Origin of the sequence: Exiguobacterium sp. s63 (assembly GCF_018617335.1) — a bacterium.
GTDB lineage: Bacteria > Bacillota > Bacilli > Exiguobacteriales > Exiguobacteriaceae > Exiguobacterium.
In genome coordinates, this window is the sequence record NZ_JACSKB010000002.1 from 444,524 (window position 1) to 465,366 (window position 20,843).

Sequence of the window (20,843 nt, forward strand, 5' to 3'; positions counted from 1 at the left end):
AAATACGTAGGGGGATACCTGAATGATGTACTTTGATGAGGCGATTGACGCCGTAGCAAAAATTAAAGTAATTGGAGTCGGTGGCGGCGGGTCAAACGCCGTTAACCGCATGATTGAACATGGGGTACAAGGAGTCGAGTTCATCGCTGTCAACACGGATGCACAAGCGTTGAACATGTCGAAAGCCGACGTGAAACTTCAACTTGGCGCAAAATTGACACGTGGACTCGGTGCAGGGGCCAACCCTGATATCGGTAAAAAAGCAGCCGAAGAAAGTCGCGAACAGTTGATTGAAGCACTTGATGGAGCAGACATGGTCTTCGTCACTGCTGGTATGGGTGGTGGAACCGGGACAGGTGCTGCTCCGGTGATTGCAGAAATTTCAAAAGAAATCGGCGCACTCACAGTCGGTGTCGTCACAAAACCGTTCATGTTCGAAGGACGCAAGCGTATGCAACATGCACAACACGGAATTCAAGCGTTCAAGGAAAAAGTAGATACGCTCATCGTGATTCCAAACGATAAGCTTCTTGAAATCGTGGAACGCAACACACCGATGATTGAGGCGTTCCGTGAAGCGGATAACGTACTTCGCCAAGGTGTTCAAGGGATTACAGACTTGATTGCGATTCCAGGTCTCATTAACCTTGACTTTGCAGATGTGAAGACAATCATGACGGAGAAAGGTTCTGCCCTCATGGGTGTCGGTGTCGCTACAGGTGAAAACCGTGCCGTTGAAGCTGCGAAGAAAGCCATTTCGTCACCTCTTCTCGAATCATCAATCGAAGGAGCGAAAGGTGTCTTGATGAACATCACGGGTGGACTTAGCCTCAGCTTGTTTGAAGTAACAGAGGCGGCTCAAATCGTTCAAAGTGCAGCTGATGAAGAAGTGAACTTAATCTTCGGTTCGGTCATCAACGAAAACTTGAACGACGAGATCATCGTCACCGTGATTGCAACTGAATTCGCTGAAGAAGCGCAAGGGGCGAACCCGTTCCTTCAGCAACCGAAAAAACAGCCTGAGGTTGAGAACAAGGAACCCCAACCAAAAGCAAATGAAACGGCTCAACAAGACGAAGGGAACTTCCATCGTCCTGTATATGGGGGAGACGTCCCAGATGAGACGATCAACATCCCTGCGTTCGTGAGACAACGCCGTAACTAAACAACTTGGGGTGCCGGTATTCGGCATCCCTTTTTCTAAAAGGAGAGACCGATGCAACTGTTACATACTTGGGAAACCGAAACGAATCGCTATCATGCTTATGTGACGACGCGAACGAACGGACATAACGCTGGTAACGTCGGATTACACGTGGGGGATGAAGTCAACCAAGTCGTCGAAAATCGTCGACAGTTCTTTGAACAATCAGGACTCTCGCTAGGCGATTCCGTGTGGGCCGATCAAGTGCACGGAACAACGGTTCAAGTCGTCGATTCGTCTGATAAAGGTAAAGGAGCGTTCCAGTATGATGAGGCGATTCCTCAAACGGATGGATTGCTCACGATGGAGGACGCGTTACCATTAGCACTCGTCTTTGCCGACTGCGTGCCTCTCTTCTTCTGTGCGAAAGAGCACGGAGTCATTGGGATTGCCCATGCCGGGTGGAAAGGTACGGTCGGAAACATTGTACAGTCCATGCTCGAAACGTTTGCTGAACAGGGAATCGAGGCGACCGATGTGGACATGCTCGTCGGTCCGTCCATCTCGGGAGATGATTATGAGGTCGATGGTCGCGTCCTACAGGCCGTTCGGGAAGTCTCACCCGTTGCATATGAACAGGCCGTGCGAAACGAGTCAGGGGACCACGCCCTTTTGTCCCTCCAAACCGTCAATGAAGTATTGGCAAAAGAACATGACACACTAGTCATGCAATCGAATTTAACGACTGGCGCAGATGCCCCGTATTTCTCCTATCGAGATGGAGAAATGAAACGTCGGTTTGCAGCAGTCATCGTCAAGGAGCGGAAATTGTGAGTATTTCAGATAATGTAAAGGAAGTTCAATCCATCATTTCATCACACGTTCAAGATGTGGACCCTACTTTGATTGCCGTCACGAAATCGGTCGGTGTCGATGTGGCCAATGCTCTCTACGAAGAAGGGATTCGTGACTTTGGAGAAAACCGTCCGGATTCTTTACTCGAGAAAGTTGAAGGGATGCCGAAGGATGCGAGATTTCATTTTATCGGTACGTTACAGACGCGAAAAGTGAGACAAATCATTGATCACGTCGCAGCAATCCATTCGCTCGACCGTTTGTCTCTCGCAGCAGAGATTGACAAGCGTGCGGACCGAATGATTGATTGTTTCGTTCAAGTGAACACATCAGGAGAAGATTCAAAACATGGTCTTGAAATAGAGGAAGTCGCGCCCTTCATAGAGAACTGTAAACAGTATCCTCATATTCGAATCATCGGACTAATGACGATGGCACCATTCACTGAAGATGAGTCCATCCTTCGTGAAACGTTCCGCCGTCTCCGTCATTTACGTGATGAAGTGAAGGCAAAGGCGTATGAACACGCACCTTGCACGGAACTGTCGATGGGGATGTCAAACGATTATCCAATCGCGATTGAAGAAGGCGCATCGTTTGTTCGTATTGGTACCGTACTTGTGCAATAATATATCTTAAGGAGGAATCCGTTATGTCAATCAAAAACAAAATGAAAGATTTCTTTGGACTCGAGGAAGATCCGAACAGCACATATGAGGAAGAAGAGTACGCAGTTGCAAATGCAGCCGCTCCTTCTACGACTGAAACATCGGTCGTCAGACAGGATGATCGCCCAAAATCAGCAAATAATCTCGTAGCGCTCAATACGAAAAAGAAAGACCGTTCGAAAGTCGTATTGGCTGAGCCACGTGTGTTCGCTGAAGCGCAAGACATCAGCGATCATCTGAAAGAAAACCGTGCTGTCATTGTCAACCTTCAGCGCATGTCAAAAGAGCAATCGCGTCAAGTCGTTAACTTCCTCTCAGGTGTCGTATATGCCCTTGAGGGATCGATGACTTCGATTGGACATAACACGATTCTGTGTACTCCGAATAACGTCGAATTGACGGGTTCAATTTCAAACTTGATTTCGGAGGATGAACTTCACAGTAAAGGGTGGTAACTGAATGGAAAACGTAATCCCTGCCTTAGGCAAAACGTTGAGCGACTTACTTGGTATCTATAGTTGGGTCCTTATCGGTTATATTTTATTATCATGGTTCCCGAACGCACGTGAATCAAAATTTGGACAGATTTTATCTTTCCTTTGTGAACCGTTTTTGGCGCCGTTTCGTCGAATCATCCCACCGATTGGTGGCATGCTTGATATTTCCCCAATCGTGGCGTTGTTCGTGTTACGTATGGCCCAATCTGGGATCGCTGCGATTTTTGGGTGACGTATGAGCGTCTATGACCATTATCGACCAAGTGAACGCGCGTTCGTGGAGCAAGTGCTCGACTGGGTACAGCAAGTGGAGAATAGCTATGTGCTGAAGTTGACGGATTTCTTAGATCCGCGTGAACAGCAAATCGTCAAACAGCTTGTCGGCAAACAACTTGTCATTCATGATGATGGCGGATTTGAAGGGGCAGAACGACGTCGACTGATTTTGGCCCCGGATTATTATGAACTGAATGCCGATGATTTCGAGATTGAGGTCCGTCGAATCGAGTATCCGACAAAATTTGTGGACTTGACGCATCGACAAGTGACAGGGACATTGCTGAACGCTGGACTGAAGCGCCAAAAGTTCGGTGACGTCGTTCTTGACGAGGAGATCGTACAATTTGCGACGACACGAGAAGCGGTCGGATTCATCGAAATGAACCTCGAGCGTGTCGGAAAAGCAAAAGTCCGTATTTCCTCTGTGGCGAAAGAAGAGATTCTCATCGTTCCAAAAACGGAGTGGGTGGAAGGCTTTGGCATCGTGTCCTCGTTACGATTTGATACGGTCGCAAGCGAGGTGCTTAATATTTCTCGGCAAAAAGCCCAGGCACTCGTCAAACATGGCGACTGTAAAGTGAACCATAAAGTCATTGAAGACGCGAGCTTCATCCTTGAGCCAGATGATCTGCTCTCCGTTCGTGGATATGGTCGCATCAAATTGATGGAGATTCTCGGATCGACCAAACGTGAAAAAATTAAAATCCAGTATGGCACCATACGTTGAATTTAGGAGGAAAGTCGAATGGCGTTGACACCGATTGATATTCATAATAAAGAATTTTCTTCCCGTTTTCGTGGGTACGACATCGATGAGGTCAATGAATTTTTAGATCAAATCATTAAAGAGTTTGAACTATTGATTCGTGAGAATCGACGGTATGAAGAACTTGTCAACGATATGCAAGCCCGCATTGACTACTTCTCCTCGATGGAAGATACGTTGAACAAGTCGATTATTGTCGCGCAGGAAGCAGCGGAAGAAGTGAAGAACAATGCTCAAAAAGAAGCGAGTCTCATTTTGAAGCAAGCGGAACGTGAAGCGTTCGCTCGTGAAGAAGAAGCGGCGCGAAAAGAGCAACTTGCTGAACGTGAAGTCGTTCAGATGCTCAAGAAAGTCGAGTTGTATCGAACACGTTTCCGTGTCCTCGTCGACGCTCAAATGGAGCTCTTAAACAGCACAGAGTGGGAGACGATTGTCGGGGAGCCGCCTGTGCAGACGGTTCTTGACGATAGATCAGAACTTGCGTATAATGACCACGAAGTCACACAGAATGAAGAACAACATGGATAAATGATCAACACGTTGAGTAGGACGCGTCGATCGAGTCATACCTACGAAGCGACTTAGGGACGGTGAGAGCCTAAGAGAAAGACTCGAATCGGTATCCCCTATGAGTCGTCGCGCTGAACTATAGTAAGCGTGACCGCCTGACCTCGTTATCGGTTACCGAGAGCGGTCTCATGAGAGTGAGGCTAGTAGGGTGGTACCGCGAGTCAACCAACTCGTCCCTATCAGGGATGGGTTGGTTTTTTTGTTTTCTAAAAAAATGTTGATGGAGGAGTTTCGATGAACTACAAAGACACGCTATTAATGCCAAACACAGAATTCGCAATGCGTGGGAATTTACCAAAACGCGAACCGGCAATGCAAACAGAATGGGAAGACATGGACCTTTACAACAAGGTACAAGAAAAAAATGCGGGGAAACCGCAATATATCTTACATGATGGACCTCCATATGCGAACGGCGACATCCACATGGGACACGCGATGAACAAAGTATTAAAAGACATCATCGTGCGTTTCAAAGGGATGAATGGCTATCAGTCTCCAATGATTCCAGGTTGGGATACACATGGTCTTCCAATCGAGAATGCCCTTCAAAAAGCTGGCGTCAACCGTAAGGAGATGACGGTCGCTGAATTCCGTGAAAAGTGTGCAGAATATGCGATGGAACAAGTGAACTCGCAACGCGAACAATTTAAACGTCTCGGTCTTCTCGCAGACTTTGAGAACCCATACATCACGCTTCTTCCTGAATACGAGGCGGCACAAATTCGCTTGTTCGGGTCGATGGCTGAGAAAGGTTACATCTACAAAGGGAAAAAACCGGTCTACTGGTCACCATCTTCGGAGTCAGCACTCGCGGAAGCTGAAATTGAATATTACGATAAAAAATCACCGGCTATCTACGTGGCATTCCGCGTTGTAGACGGTAAAGATACATTGACGTCAAATGATCATTTTGTCATCTGGACGACGACACCTTGGACAATCCCGGCCAACCTTGGAATCGCGGTGAGTGATGAGTTGACTTACACGCGTATCGATCATGAAGGGAAAGGCTATATCGTCGCAGAAACGCTCGTTGAAGAAGTGACGACAGCGCTTGGATGGTCTGACTATACAGTGAGCGGTTCATGGAACGGTCGCGATTTTGAATACATGACGGCGCAGCATCCGTTGTATGACCGGACGTCACTCGTCATCCTTGGTGACCACGTCACTGCGGATGCGACGGGACTCGTGCATACGGCCCCTGGACACGGGGAAGACGACTATCGTGTCGGACAGGCTTACGGATTAGACGTCCTTTGCCCGGTAGATGACCGTGGGTATATGACAGACGAAGCCCCTGGTTTCGAGGGTCTCTTCTACGAAGATGCGAATAAACAAATCGGGATGAAGCTTGAAGAGAACGGCTACTTGCTCAACTTGAAGTTCATCAAGCACTCGTACCCGCACGACTGGCGTACGAAAAAGCCGGTCATCTTCCGTGCGACGCCACAATGGTTCGCATCGATCAAAGATTTCCGTGAAGATATGCTTCGTGAAATCGAAGAAGTGAACTGGGTTCCTGAATGGGGGATGACACGTCTTTACAACATGGTCCGTGACCGTGGAGACTGGGTCATCAGCCGTCAACGTGCTTGGGGTGTTCCAATCCCAATCTTCTACGCTGAAGATGGTACTGAAATCATCACGAACGAAACGATTGACCACATTGCGAACTTGTTCCGCGAGCACGGGTCAAATGTATGGTATGAGCGTGAAGCGAAAGACCTTCTCCCTGAAGGCTTCACACATCCGAACAGCCCGAATGGCGAGTTCCGTAAAGAACTCGACATCATGGACGTCTGGTTCGATTCAGGTTCTTCACACGCTGGTGTATTAGAGGAACGCGAAAACCTGCGTCGTCCGGCAGACCTTTACCTTGAAGGTTCTGACCAATATCGCGGCTGGTTTAACTCGTCACTCTCAACAGCTGTCGCGACGACTGGGAAAGCACCATACCGAAACGTCTTAAGCCACGGTTTTGTCCTTGATGGCGATGGACGTAAGATGTCGAAATCGCTCGGTAACACAATCGCACCGAACGATCTCGTAAAACAATACGGTGCCGAAATCGTACGCCTTTGGGTCGCATCGGTTGACTACCAATCAGACGTACGTGCGTCACATGACAACTTCAAACAAGTATCAGAAGTTTACCGGAAGATGCGTAACACGATCCGCTTCTTGCTCGGGAACTTGAACGGGTTCGAACCATCGATGCGTGTCGCATTCGACGACATGCCGGAAGCAGACCGTTTCATGGCGACGAAACTCAAGCAATTACAGACAAAAGTTGTCAAAGCATACGATGAATTTGACTTTATGGCCGTGTATCATCTCGTTCATAACTTCTGTGTCAACGAGTTGTCATCGTTCTACCTCGACTTCACAAAAGATATTCTGTATATCGAACGTGAAGACGATCTCCGTCGTCGTGCTGTTCAGACAGTCATGTACGATGCGGTCGTACTCTTGACGAAACTATTGGCACCAATCCTTCCACACACAGCCGATGAGGCGTGGAAAGAGGTTCCTGGGAAGTCAGAAGCAAGTATCTTCTTGACGGATTTAGAAGAAGTGAGCGCGCTCACAACAGACGAAACGGCTTTACTTGAGAAGTGGTCGAAATTCCTCGTCTTCCGTGACGATGTCTTGAAAGCGATTGAGATTGCACGTGGAGAAAAATTGATCGGAAAACCGCTTGAGGCGAAGTTGATCCTCGCACCGAAAGCAGAGACTGCCGAGTTGCTTAAGACGATCGACAACGTCAGTCAACTGCTTCAAGTATCGCAAGTGGAATGGTCTGAGACGGCAGACGTCGATTATGCGACGACGAAAATCACAGTCATGAAAGCCGACGGAGCCGCTTGTGCACGCTGTTGGACATACTCGACAGAGCTTGGACAAAACGAAGAGCATCCTGAGCTTTGCCCACGCTGTGCATCAGTAATCGGTTAAGACGAACCGGAGTGGCGTCCCCACTCCGGTTTCTTAACGGCTTGAAAGGAGACGCGTATGAAACGCTATTATGGATTGGCCATACTCTTGATTTTTCTCGACCAATTGACGAAATGGGTGGTCGTACAGACGATGACCATCGGGCAAACGATTGAAGTCATCCCGAATTTGTTATATTGGACGTCTTATCGCAATAAAGGGGCAGCGTGGGGAATGTTAGAGGGACAAATGGTGTTCTTCTTCGTCATCACAATGCTTGTCGTGGCAGGACTGACCTACTTCATGCACAAAGAAGTAAAAGGTTATCACCTTCTCGGATACAGTGTCGGACTACTATTGGCCGGTGCCATCGGGAACTTTATCGACCGCCTGTTTCGTGGCGAAGTCGTCGATTTTGTCGATACGTATCCGTTCGGGTACAACTTCCCAATTTTTAACGTGGCCGATATGGCACTCACGTTTGGGGTCATCTTGATGGTCGTTGGGATTTTATTTGAAGAAAAATTACACAAAGAAAGGGGACAATCGTAATGGAAACGTATACTTTTGTCGCCGATGAAAAGGCAAGGATTGATAAGTGGGTCAGTGACCGTGGTGAATGGTCACGCTCACAAGTACAGGAATGGATCAAGACGGGAGCCCTCCTCGTCAATGGTAGTGCCGTGAAGGCGAACTACAAGCTTCAAGTGGGGGATGAAGTGGAAGTGAACGTGCCGGAAGCGGTCGAGCTCGAAGTGTTGCCTGAAGACATCCCGCTCGAAATCGTCTTTGAGGACGAGGACGTCATCGTCGTCAATAAGGCTCGTGGGATGGTTGTTCACCCTGCAGCCGGTCATACATCAGGAACGCTCGTCAATGCGCTACTTTTCCATTGTGATGACCTATCGGGCATCAATGGGGTCAAACGTCCAGGAATCGTCCATCGGATTGATAAGGACACGACAGGTCTTCTCATGGTCGCCAAAAATGATTTGGCACACGAGTCGCTTGCGAGCCAATTGAAAGACAAGACAATCAAACGGGAATATATCGCGCTCGTCCACGGCGAACTTGTCCATGAACTTGGAACAATCGAGGCACCAATCGGGCGTGATACAAATGATCGTCAGCGCATGACCGTGACGGATCGGAACGCCAAAGAAGCGGTCACACATTTTCGTTTACTCGAACGTTATAAAGACTTCACGCTCGTGGAGTGTAAATTAGAAACGGGACGCACGCACCAGATTCGCGTACACATGCGTTATATCGGTCATCCGCTCGCCGGTGACCCGAAATATGGCCCACGCCGCACGATTGATTTAGGCGGTCAAGCGCTCCATGCGGCAACACTCGGATTCCATCATCCACGTACGAAAGAATGGATGGAGTTCGAAGCGCCACTCCCAGAAGACTTCAAAGCGGAACTCGCAAAATTAGATAAAATCGAGAAAACACGTTGACTTCTGTCACGTTCCGATTTATAGTCTAGGAAGCATAACACCTTTAAACCCAGTCCAGAGAGGCTGTGAAAGGATTGTGACCGCGGTCACATTTACGTCAATTCAACCCCGGCATTCGTATGCCGTTTTTGATGAAGACTCCCTTTCCAGCCGGATCAGGGAGTCTTCTTTTTTTATGAAGTTTGGAAGGAGGAATCACGTGAAACAATCAGTCATTTTAGATGAGTCAGCCATCCGTCGAGCTTTGACACGAATCGCTCATGAAATCATTGAACGAAACAAAGGAATCGATGATGTCGTACTCGTCGGGATCAAAACGAGAGGCGAAACGCTCGCTGACCGACTCGCACGCCGAATCGAAGAGATTGAAGGCAAGCCGGTCGCACTCGGTAATCTCGATATCACGCTTTACCGAGATGACTTATCGAAGAAGTCGCTTGACCCAGAAGTGAAAGCGACGGAATTACCGCATGACATCAACGGAAAGACGGTCGTCCTCGTCGACGACGTTCTGTATACCGGTCGCACGGTTCGTGCCGCAATGGACGCGCTTGTCGACCATGGTCGTCCGGACTATATCCAACTCGCTGTCTTGATTGATCGAGGCCATCGAGAACTCCCGATTCGACCAGATTTTATAGGAAAGAACGTTCCGACGTCCAAGTCCGAGCAAGTCGTCGTCCGACTCAGTGAAGTCGATACGGCGGATGAAGTCAGTATCCATCAGCACTAAACCCATACCTTTAAGGTGGTCCTGAGAGGCCAGGAAGGAGAATTCAATATGAAACAACCTGTTCTACACATCCACGAGCGTCCAGCTCACTTTCCACAATGGCTGTTATTCAGTCTTCAACACGTCTTCGCCATGTTCGGAGCGACGATTTTAGTCCCGATTTTGACTGGATTAAATACATCGGTCGCCCTCGTCGCTTCCGGAGTGGCCACGCTCTCATTCTTAGCGATTACTCGCTTCAAAGTCCCGACATACTTAGGTTCAAGTTTTGCCTACATCGCCCCAATCATAGCGGTCAGCCAGCAATGGGGTGTCGAAGCCGCGCTCTTTGGCGGTATCGTCGCCGGTTCGGTATACGGCGTCGTCTCCTTGATCATCTATAAGACGGGCGTCAATTGGTTGCTCCGATTGCTTCCACCAGTCGTCGTTGGACCGGTCATCATGGTCATCGGCCTCTCGCTCGCTCCGGTCGCCATCGACATGTCGATGAATCAAGATGGTGCGTACAACGGAACATTCATGGTCATCGCTCTATTGACGCTTGGAATCACAATGCTCGCCATGACAAAGCTAAAAGGTGTCTGGGGAGCGGTTCCGATCCTTTTTGGAATCGTCGGGGGCTACGGGATTGCCGCAGCATTTGGAATCATCGATTACTCACCGATTCAACAAGCGAGCTTGTTCCAACTCCCTGACTTCACGATGGTGTTCGTCGACTACATGCCGATGTGGCAAGTCGGTGCACTCCTTGCAATCGTACCGGTCGCCCTCGTCACAATGACGGAGCACATCGGTGATCAGATGGTCACGTCGAAAATCATCGGACGAGAGACGATGAAAGATCCGGGTCTCCATCGCACGCTACTCGGTGACGGGGTAGGAAAAGCGGTCGCCTCCGCACTCGGTGGACCACCGTGTACGACTTACGGTGAGAACAACGGCGTCATGGCCATCACGCGAGTTTATAGTGTCTACGTCATCGCTGGAGCGGCGCTCATGGCCATCAGCTTCGGATTCCTCGGTCATATCGAAGCATTCATCTCGACCATCCCGAACCCGGTCAAAGGTGGAATCTCAATCCTCTTGTTCGGTGTCATCGCGTCAAACGGGTTACGGACGATGGTAGAGAGCAAAGTCGACTTGGCAGAGAAACGCAACTTGATCATCTCGTCGGTCATCCTCGTCATCGGGCTCGGTGGTGCGATGGTTCAAATCGGTAGCTTCCCGGTACAAGGGATGGCGCTCGCGACAGTCGTCGGTATTTTATTGAACGCGATCTTGCCGAAAGAAGAAGAGGAAACAGCGGTCGACATCAACACAACTGAAGAAACGAAACAAGCAAGTAACTTTTAATTCGATCCCGTGAGGTCGGCAAAGTGAAGGCTCGTTTATTTGGGTGTACCCTGCCCAGATAAAGGCGTCCCTTCACATCGGTGAAGAGACGCCTTTTCTCTTTGCCTCTAACTAAAGGAGGAGACGAACATGAATACGATGCAGACAAACGTAAAACCGGTCAAACACTTCGTCAGTTTGGACACACTTTCCCTTGAGGAGATCATGGGCATGATTGAAGAGTCGTTGCGCTACAAACAAGGAGATCTGCCTCCATTATTTGACGGGAAGACGGTAGCGAACCTGTTCTTTGAAAATTCGACGCGCACGAAAAACTCGTTTCAAATGGCCGAGCGCCATTTGAACATGCAAGAGATTCCATTCGATGTGACGACGTCATCGGTCACAAAAGGCGAAACGCTCTACGATACGTGCAAAACGCTCGAAGCCATCGGTGTGGACGCGCTCGTCATTCGACATCCGGAAGCAGGCTATTATCACGAACTCGTCGAGAAACTAAATATCCCGGTGTTGAACGGAGGGGACGGGAGCGGGGAACATCCATCCCAATCGTTGCTCGATCTCGTTACCATCTTTGAAGAGTTCGGAACGTTTCAAGGGTTGAACGTCGCCATCTGTGGCGACCTCGTCCATAGTCGGGTCGCCCGCTCGAATGCGAGCGTCTTGAAACGACTTGGGGCAAACGTGGTCGGTTGTAGCCCCATCTCTTGGTGGGACGATTCAATGGGACTAGAGCGAAAAGAACTCGATGACATTTTAGGTGAATGTGACGTCATCATGTTACTTCGTGTACAGCATGAGCGTCACATCATGGGAGACGTCTTCTCAAAAGAGGAGTATCACACACAGTTCGGTTTGACGGTCGAACGCGTCGAGCGAATGAAAGAAGGCGCCATTATCATGCACCCGGCTCCGGTCAATCGGGATGTAGAGATTGCCGGAAGTCTGATCGAACATGAGCGGTCACGCATCTTCCCGCAAATGAAGAACGGCGTCTATGCACGCATGAGCATTTTAAATCGAGCATTAGGAGGACAACAATGATACTTCAAAACGCGACATGGTATGACGAGGGAACGAAACGCACGACATCTATTCTAGTGAAGGACGGAAAGATCGAATCACTCGACTATATGGGGGAGGGCGCGGGGCAAGAAATCATCGATGCATCAGGCTATCTGCTCACACCAGGACTCGTCGATGTCCATGTCCACTTGCGTGAACCGGGAGGCGAGGTGAAAGAGACGATTCAGACGGGAACGATGGCTGCTGCGGCAGGCGGATTCACGACCATCTGCTCGATGCCAAACACGAGACCGGTACCGGACAATCGCGAGACGATGGACGTCCTCCTCCAAAAAATCGATCAAGATGCAGTCGTCCGAGTCCTTCCTTACGCGGCCATCACGAAACGACAGCTCGGTGAGGAACAGGTCGACATGGAATCGCTCGCAGATGCCTTTGCCTTCACAGATGACGGGGTCGGTGTCCAATCGGCGGCGATGATGCGACAAGCGATGAGAGAAGCGAAACGATTGAACAAAGCGGTCGTCGCCCACTGTGAAGACAATACGTTGAAGGCGGGATCGGTCCACGAGGGCAAATTCAGTGAGGCGCATGGCATTCAAGGAATTCCGAGTCTTGCGGAGAGCATTCATATCGCTCGCGACGTGTTGATCGCCGAAGAGACAGGTTGTCATTATCACGTCTGTCACGTCTCAACCCGCCAATCGGTTCGTGTCATTCGGGATGCGAAGCGTGCCGGCATCCGTGTGACTGCTGAAGTGACGCCACATCACCTCGTCTTGAGTGAAGATGATATCCCAGGACTCGATGCAAACTTCAAGATGAACCCGCCGCTCCGAAGCGAGGACGATCGACAGGCGCTTCTCGAAGGATTGTTCGATGGAACGATCGACATGATTGCAACGGACCATGCTCCTCATACAGCAGAAGAGAAGGCACAGGGGATGGAACGTGCACCATTCGGGATTACCGGCTTCGAGACGGCATTCCCGCTTCTCTACACGACGTTTGTGGAAACCGGCGTCATGGAAGAACATCAGTTGATTGATTGGATGACGAAACGCCCGAGCGACGTGTTCGGATTATCAAGAGGGGAACTGAAAGTTGGGGCGGATGCCGATTTGGTACTGATTGATACAGAAACGACGCGGGTGGTGGATCCGTCGACGTTCTATTCGAAAGGGAAGAACACACCTTTTACGGGGAAACAACTTGTCGGATGGCCGGTCATGACGATGGTCGGTGGCGAAATTGTATATAAGGGGCGATTTGATGAAACGAACATTATGGCTTGAGGATGGAATGAAATTTGTCGGGAAAGGGTTCGGGGCACCCGCTGATACGATGGGTGAAGTCGTCTTTCAGACAGGGATGACAGGATATCAAGAAATCTTATCGGATCCGTCGTACTGCGACCAAATGATTGTCCTGACGAACCCGTTGATCGGAAACTATGGTGTCAATCGCGAGGATTTTGAAACGACAGTTCCGGTGGCGAAAGCGTTAATCGTAAAAGAAGTATGCGATACGCCATCGAACTTCCGTTCAACGACGACACTCGATGCAACACTCACTCGCTTCGGCATTCCAGGACTCTCGGATATCGATACACGAATGTTGACACGTCACTTACGGGCGCAAGGTGTCATGCGAGGTGTCCTCGTCGATGGTGAATTGACATGGGAAGAGGTACAGTCTCGCTTTAACGAACTGTCTCCGAACGACCAAGTCGCACGTGTTTCGACGAAACGGACGTATGTGAGTACGGGAACGGGACCACGTATCGCCTTGATCGACTTTGGCGCGAAACTCGGAATCATGCGCGAGTTGATGAAACGCGACTGTGAAGTCATCGTCTTCCCGCACGATGTGACGGCAGAAGAGGTATTACGGTACGAGCCAGACGGCATTATGTTATCAAATGGACCAGGAGACCCTAAAGACGTTCCGACTGCATTGCCGCTCATCGAGCAACTCATGCCGACGACACCAATGTTCGGGATTTGTCTCGGTCATCAGCTGATTGCCCTCGCAAACGGTGCGAATACATTCAAGCTTCCGTTCGGACATCGTGGCGCGAATCATCCGGTGCTCGAGCTTGAGACAGGTGCCGTGACCATCACTTCTCAAAACCATGGATATGCGGTAGAGGAAACGTCACTGCTCGATACACCGCTCATCGTGACACATCGTGCGGTCAATGACGGAACGATTGAAGGGGTAAGACATCTCCATCATCCGACCTTCTCGGTACAGTATCATCCCGAGGCAGCACCGGGACCGTTCGATGCCAACGACTTATTTGACCGTTTCATGCAACTCGTACAAGAAAACAAACAGAAAGTAGGAATTTGACATGCCAAAACGACCAGATATTCAGAAAATCCTCGTAATCGGATCAGGACCGATTGTAATCGGACAAGCAGCGGAGTTTGATTATGCTGGTACACAGGCATGTCTTGCCTTGAAAGAAGAAGGCTACGAAGTCATCCTCGTCAACTCGAATCCGGCCACTATCATGACGGATCCGACGACAGCGGATCGTGTCTATATCGAACCGCTCGAACCAGAATTCGTCGAACGAATCATTCGTCAGGAACGTCCTGATGCCCTCCTTGCCACGCTCGGCGGTCAGACGGGATTGAACTTGGCATTTGAACTCGACAAACGGGGCGTCTTGCGAGATTGCGGCGTGGAACTACTCGGGACGAAACTGTCTGCGATCGTTCAGGCAGAGGACCGGGAACAGTTCCGTAACTTGATGTTCGAACTTGGTCACGGCGTACCTGAAAGTGAGATTGTTCATACACTCGAGTCTGCTTGGGGATTTGCGGAACAGATCGGGTATCCGATTATCATCCGGCCTGCGTACACGCTCGGGGGAACCGGGGGAGGGATTGCCCATGACCGGGAATCGTTCGAGCAAATCGTTGAATCCGGATTGAAGGCAAGTCCTGTGACGCAAGTCTTGCTCGAGAAATCGATTGCCGGGATGAAAGAAGTCGAGTTTGAGGTCATGCGTGACTCGAGTGACCAAGCCATCATCGTCTGTGCGATGGAAAACTTTGACCCGGTCGGAGTCCACACTGGTGACTCGATCGTATTCGCACCGACGCAGACGTTGTCGGATCGGGATTATCAAATGTTACGGAGCGTATCGCTCGATATCATTCGGGCACTTGGGATTGAAGGAGGATGTAACATCCAATTCGCACTCGACCCGGACAGTTTCACATATTACGTCATCGAAGTGAATCCACGTGTGTCACGAAGTTCGGCGCTCGCATCAAAAGCGACTGGCTATCCGATTGCCAAGCTTGCTGCGAAAGTCGCTGTCGGCTACAAGTTGTCAGAACTAAAAAACCCGGTCACCGAGACGAGCTACGCCTCGTTCGAACCGGCGCTCGATTACGTCGTCGCCAAAATCCCACGTTTCGCTTTCGACAAGTTTGAGTCCGCGGATCGCCGCTTAGGCACACAAATGAAGGCGACGGGTGAGGTCATGGCCATTGGTCGGAATTTAGAAGAGGCTCTGTTAAAAGCCGTTCGTTCGCTCGAACTGGGTATGGAAGAACTTTATGTCCCACAACTTCAAGCGCTGGACACAGAACAGCTCGAGCATGGACTCATTCATCCGACAGACGAGCGTATGTTCATCATCCATGAGGCACTACGTCGCGGGTACACGGTAGAAACGCTACATCAACTGACAAAAATCGATCGATTCTACTTACAGAAATTAAACCGGATCTGGAAAGCCGAGCAACAACTAGCATCGGAGCCATTGACGTCAGAACGTTTGCTCGACGTGAAGCGACTTGGTTTCAGTGACGTCGCCATCGCCCGAATCCTAGAGACAGACGTTGAGACAATTCGTTCGCAACGTCATGGATGGAACATTCGACCTGTATATAAAATGGTCGATACGTGTGCGGCGGAATTCGCATCGGAGACACCGTATTTCTACGGGACGTATGAAGTGGAGAACGAAGCGGTGAAGACAGACCGTGAATCCATCCTCGTCCTCGGGTCGGGTCCGATTCGAATCGGACAAGGTGTCGAATTTGATTATGCGACCGTGCACTCGATTCAAACCATTCGAGATGCGGGATATGAAGCCATCATCATCAACAATAACCCAGAGACGGTCTCGACGGACTTCTCCATCTCCGATCGCTTATACTTCGAGCCGTTGACGACGGAAGATGTGTTAGAAGTCATCGATAACGAGAACCCGCTCGGCGTCATCGTCCAATTCGGTGGACAGACCGCCATCAACTTAGCGGCATCGCTCGAAGCGAACGGCGTAAAAATTCTCGGAACGTCATTAGAAGATATCGACCGTGCCGAAGACCGGAAGGCGTTCGAGGCTACCTTGTCCGCTGAACGATTGGCGCAACCACCAGGAAAGACGGCGACGAACGTGGAAGAGGCCGTCGAATGTGCGAACGAACTCGGCTATCCGGTACTCGTCCGACCATCATACGTGCTCGGCGGACGGGCGATGGAGATCGTGTATGAACAGTCGGAGCTCGAGCGTTACATGCGAAACGCCGTCATCGCCTCGAAAGATCGCCCGGTCCTAATCGATCGCTATTTAACGGGGATTGAGATCGAAGTCGATGCCATCTGTGACGGGACAGACGTCTATATCCCAGGCATCATGGAGCATATCGAACGGGCCGGCGTACACTCAGGTGATTCGATTGCCGTCTATCCGCCACAACGACTCAGTGATGAATTGAAGCAAAAAGTCGTCGATTATACGATCAAGTTGGCGAAGGCGTTCCGCATTAAAGGGCTTCTCAATATCCAGTTCGTCTATGCAGATGATTTGTACGTCATCGAGGTGAACCCGCGTGCGAGCCGGACGGTTCCATTCATCTCGAAAGTGACAGGGTTACCGGTCGCGCGGATTGCGACACAAACGATTCTCGGAACAAGCTTGAAAGAACTCGGTCTTGGGACGGGCATCCATCCTGAGTCGGACAGCATTTCGGTTAAAGTCCCGGTCTTCTCGTTCGCGAAATTGAAAGAAGTCGATCCATCGCTCGGACCTGAGATGAAGTCGACAGGGGAAGTCATGGCAACAGATCGGACACTTGAAAAAGCGCTCTATAAAGGTCTTGTCGCAGCAGGGATGAACATCGCCTTAAAAGGAAACGTGCTCATGACGATTGCGGATCACGACAAGGATGAGGCGATTGCCTTAGCCAAACGATTCGACCGCCTCGGTTTCCGACTCATGGCAACGAGTGGGACGGCTGAACGTCTCGAAGCGGAACAGATGCGCGTCCGTCGAGTCGGGAAGATTCAAGAAGACGGTGAGACGATGCTCAGCGTGATCGAGCGAGGAGACGTCGACTTGATCATCAATACGACGAGTCGCGACGCACTCGTCACGAAAGATGGCTTCTTGATTCGCCGTACAGCCGCCGAACAAGGTACGCTCTGCCTCACATCGCTCGACACGGTCGAAGCGCTACTACAAGTCATTGAAAGCTTATCGTTCCAAACGGTCAGCATCCCGGCATTCACAACGTTCGGGGTGATGGTATGAGACATGACGTGACGATTGTCAGTAACCGGCAAATCGCAAAAGCGACGATGGAGATGAAAGTACGTTGCCCTGGGGTGGAGATCGCCCCTGGGACGTTCTTTCACATCAAGACGTCCGGTCTGTTACGTCGACCGTTATCGGTGGCGAACGTCGAGGGGGACGAAGTTACCTTCTTATACAAAGTGATTGGGGAAGGGACAACTGAGCTGGCGGGGAAACGTATTGGGGACACGCTAGACGTCCTTGGTCCGCTCGGGAACGGTTTCCCACTTGCCCAACAAGGAAAGCGGGTCGTCCTGGTCGGAGGAGGAATTGGGGTCCCACCTCTATACTATGTCAGACGCAAACTCCATGAGATGGGGATTGAAACGATTGCGATTCTTGGGTTTGATTCAAAAGAAAGTGTCTTTTATGAAGAAGCCTTTCGTGAACTTGGTGAGACCATCATCACGACAGTAGACGGCAGTCACGGGGAGTCTGGCTACGTCACGGGTCCACTCGCACGCATCGAGGCGGACGTCTTATTCAGCTGCGGTCCGGAAGTGATGTTGAAGGCGGTCGCCGCTTCACCGATTCCGGAGCGTTACATCTCAATTGAAAATCGGATGGGTTGTGGCATTGGCGCTTGTTTTGCCTGTGTCTGTCAAGCACCGGAGGGCTATGTGAAAGTATGTAGCGATGGACCGGTATTCAATGCGGAAGAGGTGCTGTTATGAGATTGAATGTCGATTTACCAGGTCTTCATTTAAAAAATCCGATTATTCCGGCTTCCGGATGTTTCGGATTTGGAGAGGAATTTGCGAAACTATATGACCTCTCCATTTTAGGAGGTATCATGATCAAGGCGGCGACGGAGGAGTCGAGATTCGGTAATCCGACCCCACGTGTCGCCGAAACGGCACAGGGCATGCTGAACGCGATCGGGCTTCAAAATCCAGGCGTCGATGCAATCATCGAAGAAAAATTACCATTCCTCTCGACGTTCGACACGGAAATCATTGCTAATGTTGCCGGTTCGACGCCAGATGAATACGTGGAAGTCGCTCGTCGAATCAGCGCCGACCCGACGATTAAAGCCATCGAATTGAACATCTCATGTCCGAACGTGAAATGTGGGGGCATGCAGTTCGGGACGGATCCGGTGATGGCGGCAGAACTGACGAGACTCGTCAAAGCGGCTTCGAGTAAGCCGGTCTATGTCAAACTTTCTCCGAACGTCACGTCGATCACCGACATGGCGCGAGCCGTCGAAGCGGCCGGCGCGGACGGATTGACGATGATCAACACACTCGTCGGGATGCGGATCGATATTCAGACCGGGCAACCAATCTTGGCGAACCGAATCGGTGGGTTATCCGGTCCGGCCATCAAACCGGTGGCCATTCGAATGGTGTATGAAGTCGCGCAAGCGGTCGATATCCCGATTATCGCCATGGGCGGGGTGCGAACGGTCGACGATGTGCTTGAGTTTATTTATGCTGGAGCGTCTGCCGTTGCCGTTGGGACGGCAAACTTTGAAAATCCATACGTCTGTCAGGAAATCATCGAAGCATTACCGGCACGACTCGATTCACTCGGAATCGAACATATTTTGGATGTGAGGGGGAAGGCATATGCGCAACTTGTATCTCGCCCTTGACGTGGAAACGCGGGACGAAGCGTTTCAATTGTTAAAACATTTTTCAAACCGACCGGCTGTTAAAGTCGGGATGGAACTCTTTTATCGAGAAGGTGCGCGCTTTGTCGAAGAATTGGTCGACGAGGGTTACCCGGTCTTTCTAGATGTAAAAGTACACGATATCCCGGAGACGGCTCGTCGAACGATGCGACAAATCGGAAAGCTCGGTGTGGCTGTGACGAATGTCCACACGTTAGGTGGAGAAAAGATGATGCGCTATGCGTTAGACGGGTTACGTCAAGCGACTGATACCACTCAATTGATTGGGGTCACACAGTTGACGTCGACAGATGAACGAATGATGCAGACAGAGCTCGGTATTGCCGGACGACTCGATCAAGCTGTTCTCAGACAAGCGACACTTGCGAAGCAGGCGGGACTTGACGGAGTGGTCGCATCCGTTCAAGAAGCGAAAGCGATTCATCAGAAACTCGGGGATACGTTCATGACAGTCACGCCAGGTATCCGACTCGGTGAAACAGATGATGATCAAGTTCGCATCGCGACGCCACGAGACGCGAAACTGGCGGGCGTTCACTCGATCGTCGTCGGCCGACCGATTACACGTGCAGCTGAACCGATGGCTATGTACAACCAATTCATGAAGGAATGGGGACAACTATATGAAACAAATCGCTGAGGCACTTTTACAGATTGAGGCCGTCACACTTTCACCGACTGAGCCGTATACATGGTCGAGCGGCTTGAAGAGTCCCATCTACTGCGATAATCGGCTCACACTCAGTTATCCAGAAGTACGTCAAGTCATCGTCGATGGATTGGTGAAGTCAGTCAATCCGACCGAAGTCGATGTGATCGCAGGGACAGCAACGGCAGGGATTCCTCACGGGGCATTGCTCGCCGACCGACTCGGTCTCCCGTTCATTTATGTCCGTTCGAGTGCGAAAGGGCACGGGAAAGGAAATCAAATCGAAGGGAAACTCGACAACGGGGCACGTGTGCTCGTGATCGAAGATTTGTTATCGACGGGTATGTCGAGTATCGATGCAGCCCAAGCGATTCGTGCGGCAGGTGGTGAAGTCACTGGTATTCAAGCCATCTTCTCGTACGGATTGCCGGTTCTCCAGAAGAATCTAGCCGATGCAGACCTGACGGCGACATCGTTGACGACGTTCTCGGAATTAATTGAAGTGGCAGAAACGACAGGCGTTCTCACACGTTCAGAACTGGAGTCACTCCGTGAGTGGCAACAAGACCCTCGCGCTTGGAGCAATCTCGTCACCTCTTAAGAATCCACCCTCGGGCGGATTCTTTTTCAATTCGGCTTATGTCATACTTCGTGGTAAAATA

At 50.4% G+C, this 20,843-nt stretch carries 20 protein-coding genes; all 20 read left to right on the forward strand.

From position 1 onward, the window contains the following. Nucleotides 1-22: 22 nt before the first annotated feature. The 20 genes from ftsZ to pyrE all read left to right on the forward strand — a co-directional run bounded on the left by ftsZ (nucleotide 23) and on the right by pyrE (nucleotide 20,782). Nucleotides 23-1,165, forward strand: coding sequence for a cell division protein FtsZ (gene ftsZ / locus KNO90_RS09085; protein ID WP_214739978.1), 1,143 nt, complete (start codon nucleotides 23-25; stop codon nucleotides 1,163-1,165). A 51-nt stretch (nucleotides 1,166-1,216) separates the two neighbouring features. After that, nucleotides 1,217-1,978, forward strand: coding sequence for a peptidoglycan editing factor PgeF (gene pgeF, locus KNO90_RS09090; protein WP_215113479.1), 762 nt, complete (start codon nucleotides 1,217-1,219; stop codon nucleotides 1,976-1,978). Next, on the forward strand, nucleotides 1,975-2,628 hold the full coding sequence (locus tag KNO90_RS09095; protein ID WP_214739982.1) for a YggS family pyridoxal phosphate-dependent enzyme: 654 nt from the start codon (nucleotides 1,975-1,977) through the stop codon (nucleotides 2,626-2,628). The genes pgeF and KNO90_RS09095 overlap by 4 nt, the downstream gene beginning before the upstream one ends. Nucleotides 2,629-2,651: 23 nt before the next feature. Next, on the forward strand, nucleotides 2,652-3,122 hold the full coding sequence (locus KNO90_RS09100) for a cell division protein SepF (protein WP_015881316.1): 471 nt from the start codon (nucleotides 2,652-2,654) through the stop codon (nucleotides 3,120-3,122). A 4-nt stretch (nucleotides 3,123-3,126) separates the two neighbouring features. Next, nucleotides 3,127-3,396 (forward strand): YggT family protein, encoded by a 270-nt coding sequence (locus tag KNO90_RS09105; RefSeq protein WP_214739984.1) that lies wholly within the window; start codon nucleotides 3,127-3,129, stop codon nucleotides 3,394-3,396. Nucleotides 3,397-3,399: 3 nt separating this feature from the next. Beyond that, the gene (locus KNO90_RS09110) at nucleotides 3,400-4,170 is read left to right on the forward strand and encodes a YlmH family RNA-binding protein (protein WP_214739986.1); all 771 of its coding nucleotides are present in this window, start codon (nucleotides 3,400-3,402) and stop codon (nucleotides 4,168-4,170) included. Nucleotides 4,171-4,188: 18 nt separating this feature from the next. Then, nucleotides 4,189-4,737 carry a DivIVA domain-containing protein gene (locus KNO90_RS09115; RefSeq protein WP_214739988.1) on the forward strand — a complete coding sequence of 183 codons (549 nt, stop codon included), beginning with the start codon at nucleotides 4,189-4,191 and terminating at the stop codon, nucleotides 4,735-4,737. Between the two features lie 276 nt (nucleotides 4,738-5,013). Beyond that, a complete protein-coding gene (gene ileS / locus KNO90_RS09120) occupies nucleotides 5,014-7,740 on the forward strand; it encodes an isoleucine--tRNA ligase (RefSeq protein ID WP_214739990.1) in 2,727 nt (908 codons plus the stop codon). Between the two features lie 57 nt (nucleotides 7,741-7,797). Next, entirely contained in the window at nucleotides 7,798-8,271 is a 474-nt protein-coding gene (gene lspA / locus KNO90_RS09125) for a signal peptidase II (protein WP_215113480.1), read from the forward strand. Further along, complete coding sequence (locus tag KNO90_RS09130; RefSeq protein ID WP_214739995.1) at nucleotides 8,271-9,182, forward strand: RluA family pseudouridine synthase; 912 nt, start codon at nucleotides 8,271-8,273, stop codon at nucleotides 9,180-9,182. The genes lspA and KNO90_RS09130 overlap by 1 nt, the downstream gene beginning before the upstream one ends. Nucleotides 9,183-9,357: 175 nt before the next feature. Further along, nucleotides 9,358-9,915: a bifunctional pyr operon transcriptional regulator/uracil phosphoribosyltransferase PyrR gene (gene pyrR, locus KNO90_RS09135; RefSeq protein WP_251125751.1), complete on the forward strand. Its 558-nt coding sequence runs from the start codon at nucleotides 9,358-9,360 to the stop codon at nucleotides 9,913-9,915. A 48-nt stretch (nucleotides 9,916-9,963) separates the two neighbouring features. Further along, nucleotides 9,964-11,268, forward strand: a complete 1,305-nt coding sequence (locus KNO90_RS09140; protein WP_215113481.1) for a uracil-xanthine permease family protein — start codon at nucleotides 9,964-9,966, stop codon at nucleotides 11,266-11,268. Nucleotides 11,269-11,397: 129 nt separating this feature from the next. Beyond that, on the forward strand, nucleotides 11,398-12,312 hold the full coding sequence (locus KNO90_RS09145) for an aspartate carbamoyltransferase catalytic subunit (RefSeq protein WP_214740001.1): 915 nt from the start codon (nucleotides 11,398-11,400) through the stop codon (nucleotides 12,310-12,312). Then, entirely contained in the window at nucleotides 12,309-13,589 is a 1,281-nt protein-coding gene (locus tag KNO90_RS09150) for a dihydroorotase (RefSeq protein WP_214740003.1), read from the forward strand. Before KNO90_RS09145 ends, KNO90_RS09150 begins: the two co-directional genes overlap by 4 nt. Next, nucleotides 13,567-14,649: a carbamoyl phosphate synthase small subunit gene (locus KNO90_RS09155; protein ID WP_215113482.1), complete on the forward strand. Its 1,083-nt coding sequence runs from the start codon at nucleotides 13,567-13,569 to the stop codon at nucleotides 14,647-14,649. Before KNO90_RS09150 ends, KNO90_RS09155 begins: the two co-directional genes overlap by 23 nt. Before the next feature lies 1 nt (nucleotide 14,650). Continuing rightward, nucleotides 14,651-17,854, forward strand: a complete 3,204-nt coding sequence (gene carB, locus KNO90_RS09160) for a carbamoyl-phosphate synthase large subunit (protein WP_215113483.1) — start codon at nucleotides 14,651-14,653, stop codon at nucleotides 17,852-17,854. After that, complete coding sequence (locus KNO90_RS09165; RefSeq protein ID WP_215113484.1) at nucleotides 17,851-18,570, forward strand: dihydroorotate dehydrogenase electron transfer subunit; 720 nt, start codon at nucleotides 17,851-17,853, stop codon at nucleotides 18,568-18,570. The genes carB and KNO90_RS09165 overlap by 4 nt, the downstream gene beginning before the upstream one ends. Then, nucleotides 18,567-19,493, forward strand: a complete 927-nt coding sequence (locus tag KNO90_RS09170; RefSeq protein ID WP_214740016.1) for a dihydroorotate dehydrogenase — start codon at nucleotides 18,567-18,569, stop codon at nucleotides 19,491-19,493. Before KNO90_RS09165 ends, KNO90_RS09170 begins: the two co-directional genes overlap by 4 nt. Then, on the forward strand, nucleotides 19,468-20,172 hold the full coding sequence (gene pyrF, locus KNO90_RS09175; RefSeq protein WP_214740018.1) for an orotidine-5'-phosphate decarboxylase: 705 nt from the start codon (nucleotides 19,468-19,470) through the stop codon (nucleotides 20,170-20,172). The genes KNO90_RS09170 and pyrF overlap by 26 nt, the downstream gene beginning before the upstream one ends. Further along, entirely contained in the window at nucleotides 20,156-20,782 is a 627-nt protein-coding gene (pyrE, locus tag KNO90_RS09180; RefSeq protein ID WP_214740020.1) for an orotate phosphoribosyltransferase, read from the forward strand. The genes pyrF and pyrE overlap by 17 nt, the downstream gene beginning before the upstream one ends. The last annotated feature ends 61 nt before the right edge of the window (nucleotides 20,783-20,843 follow it).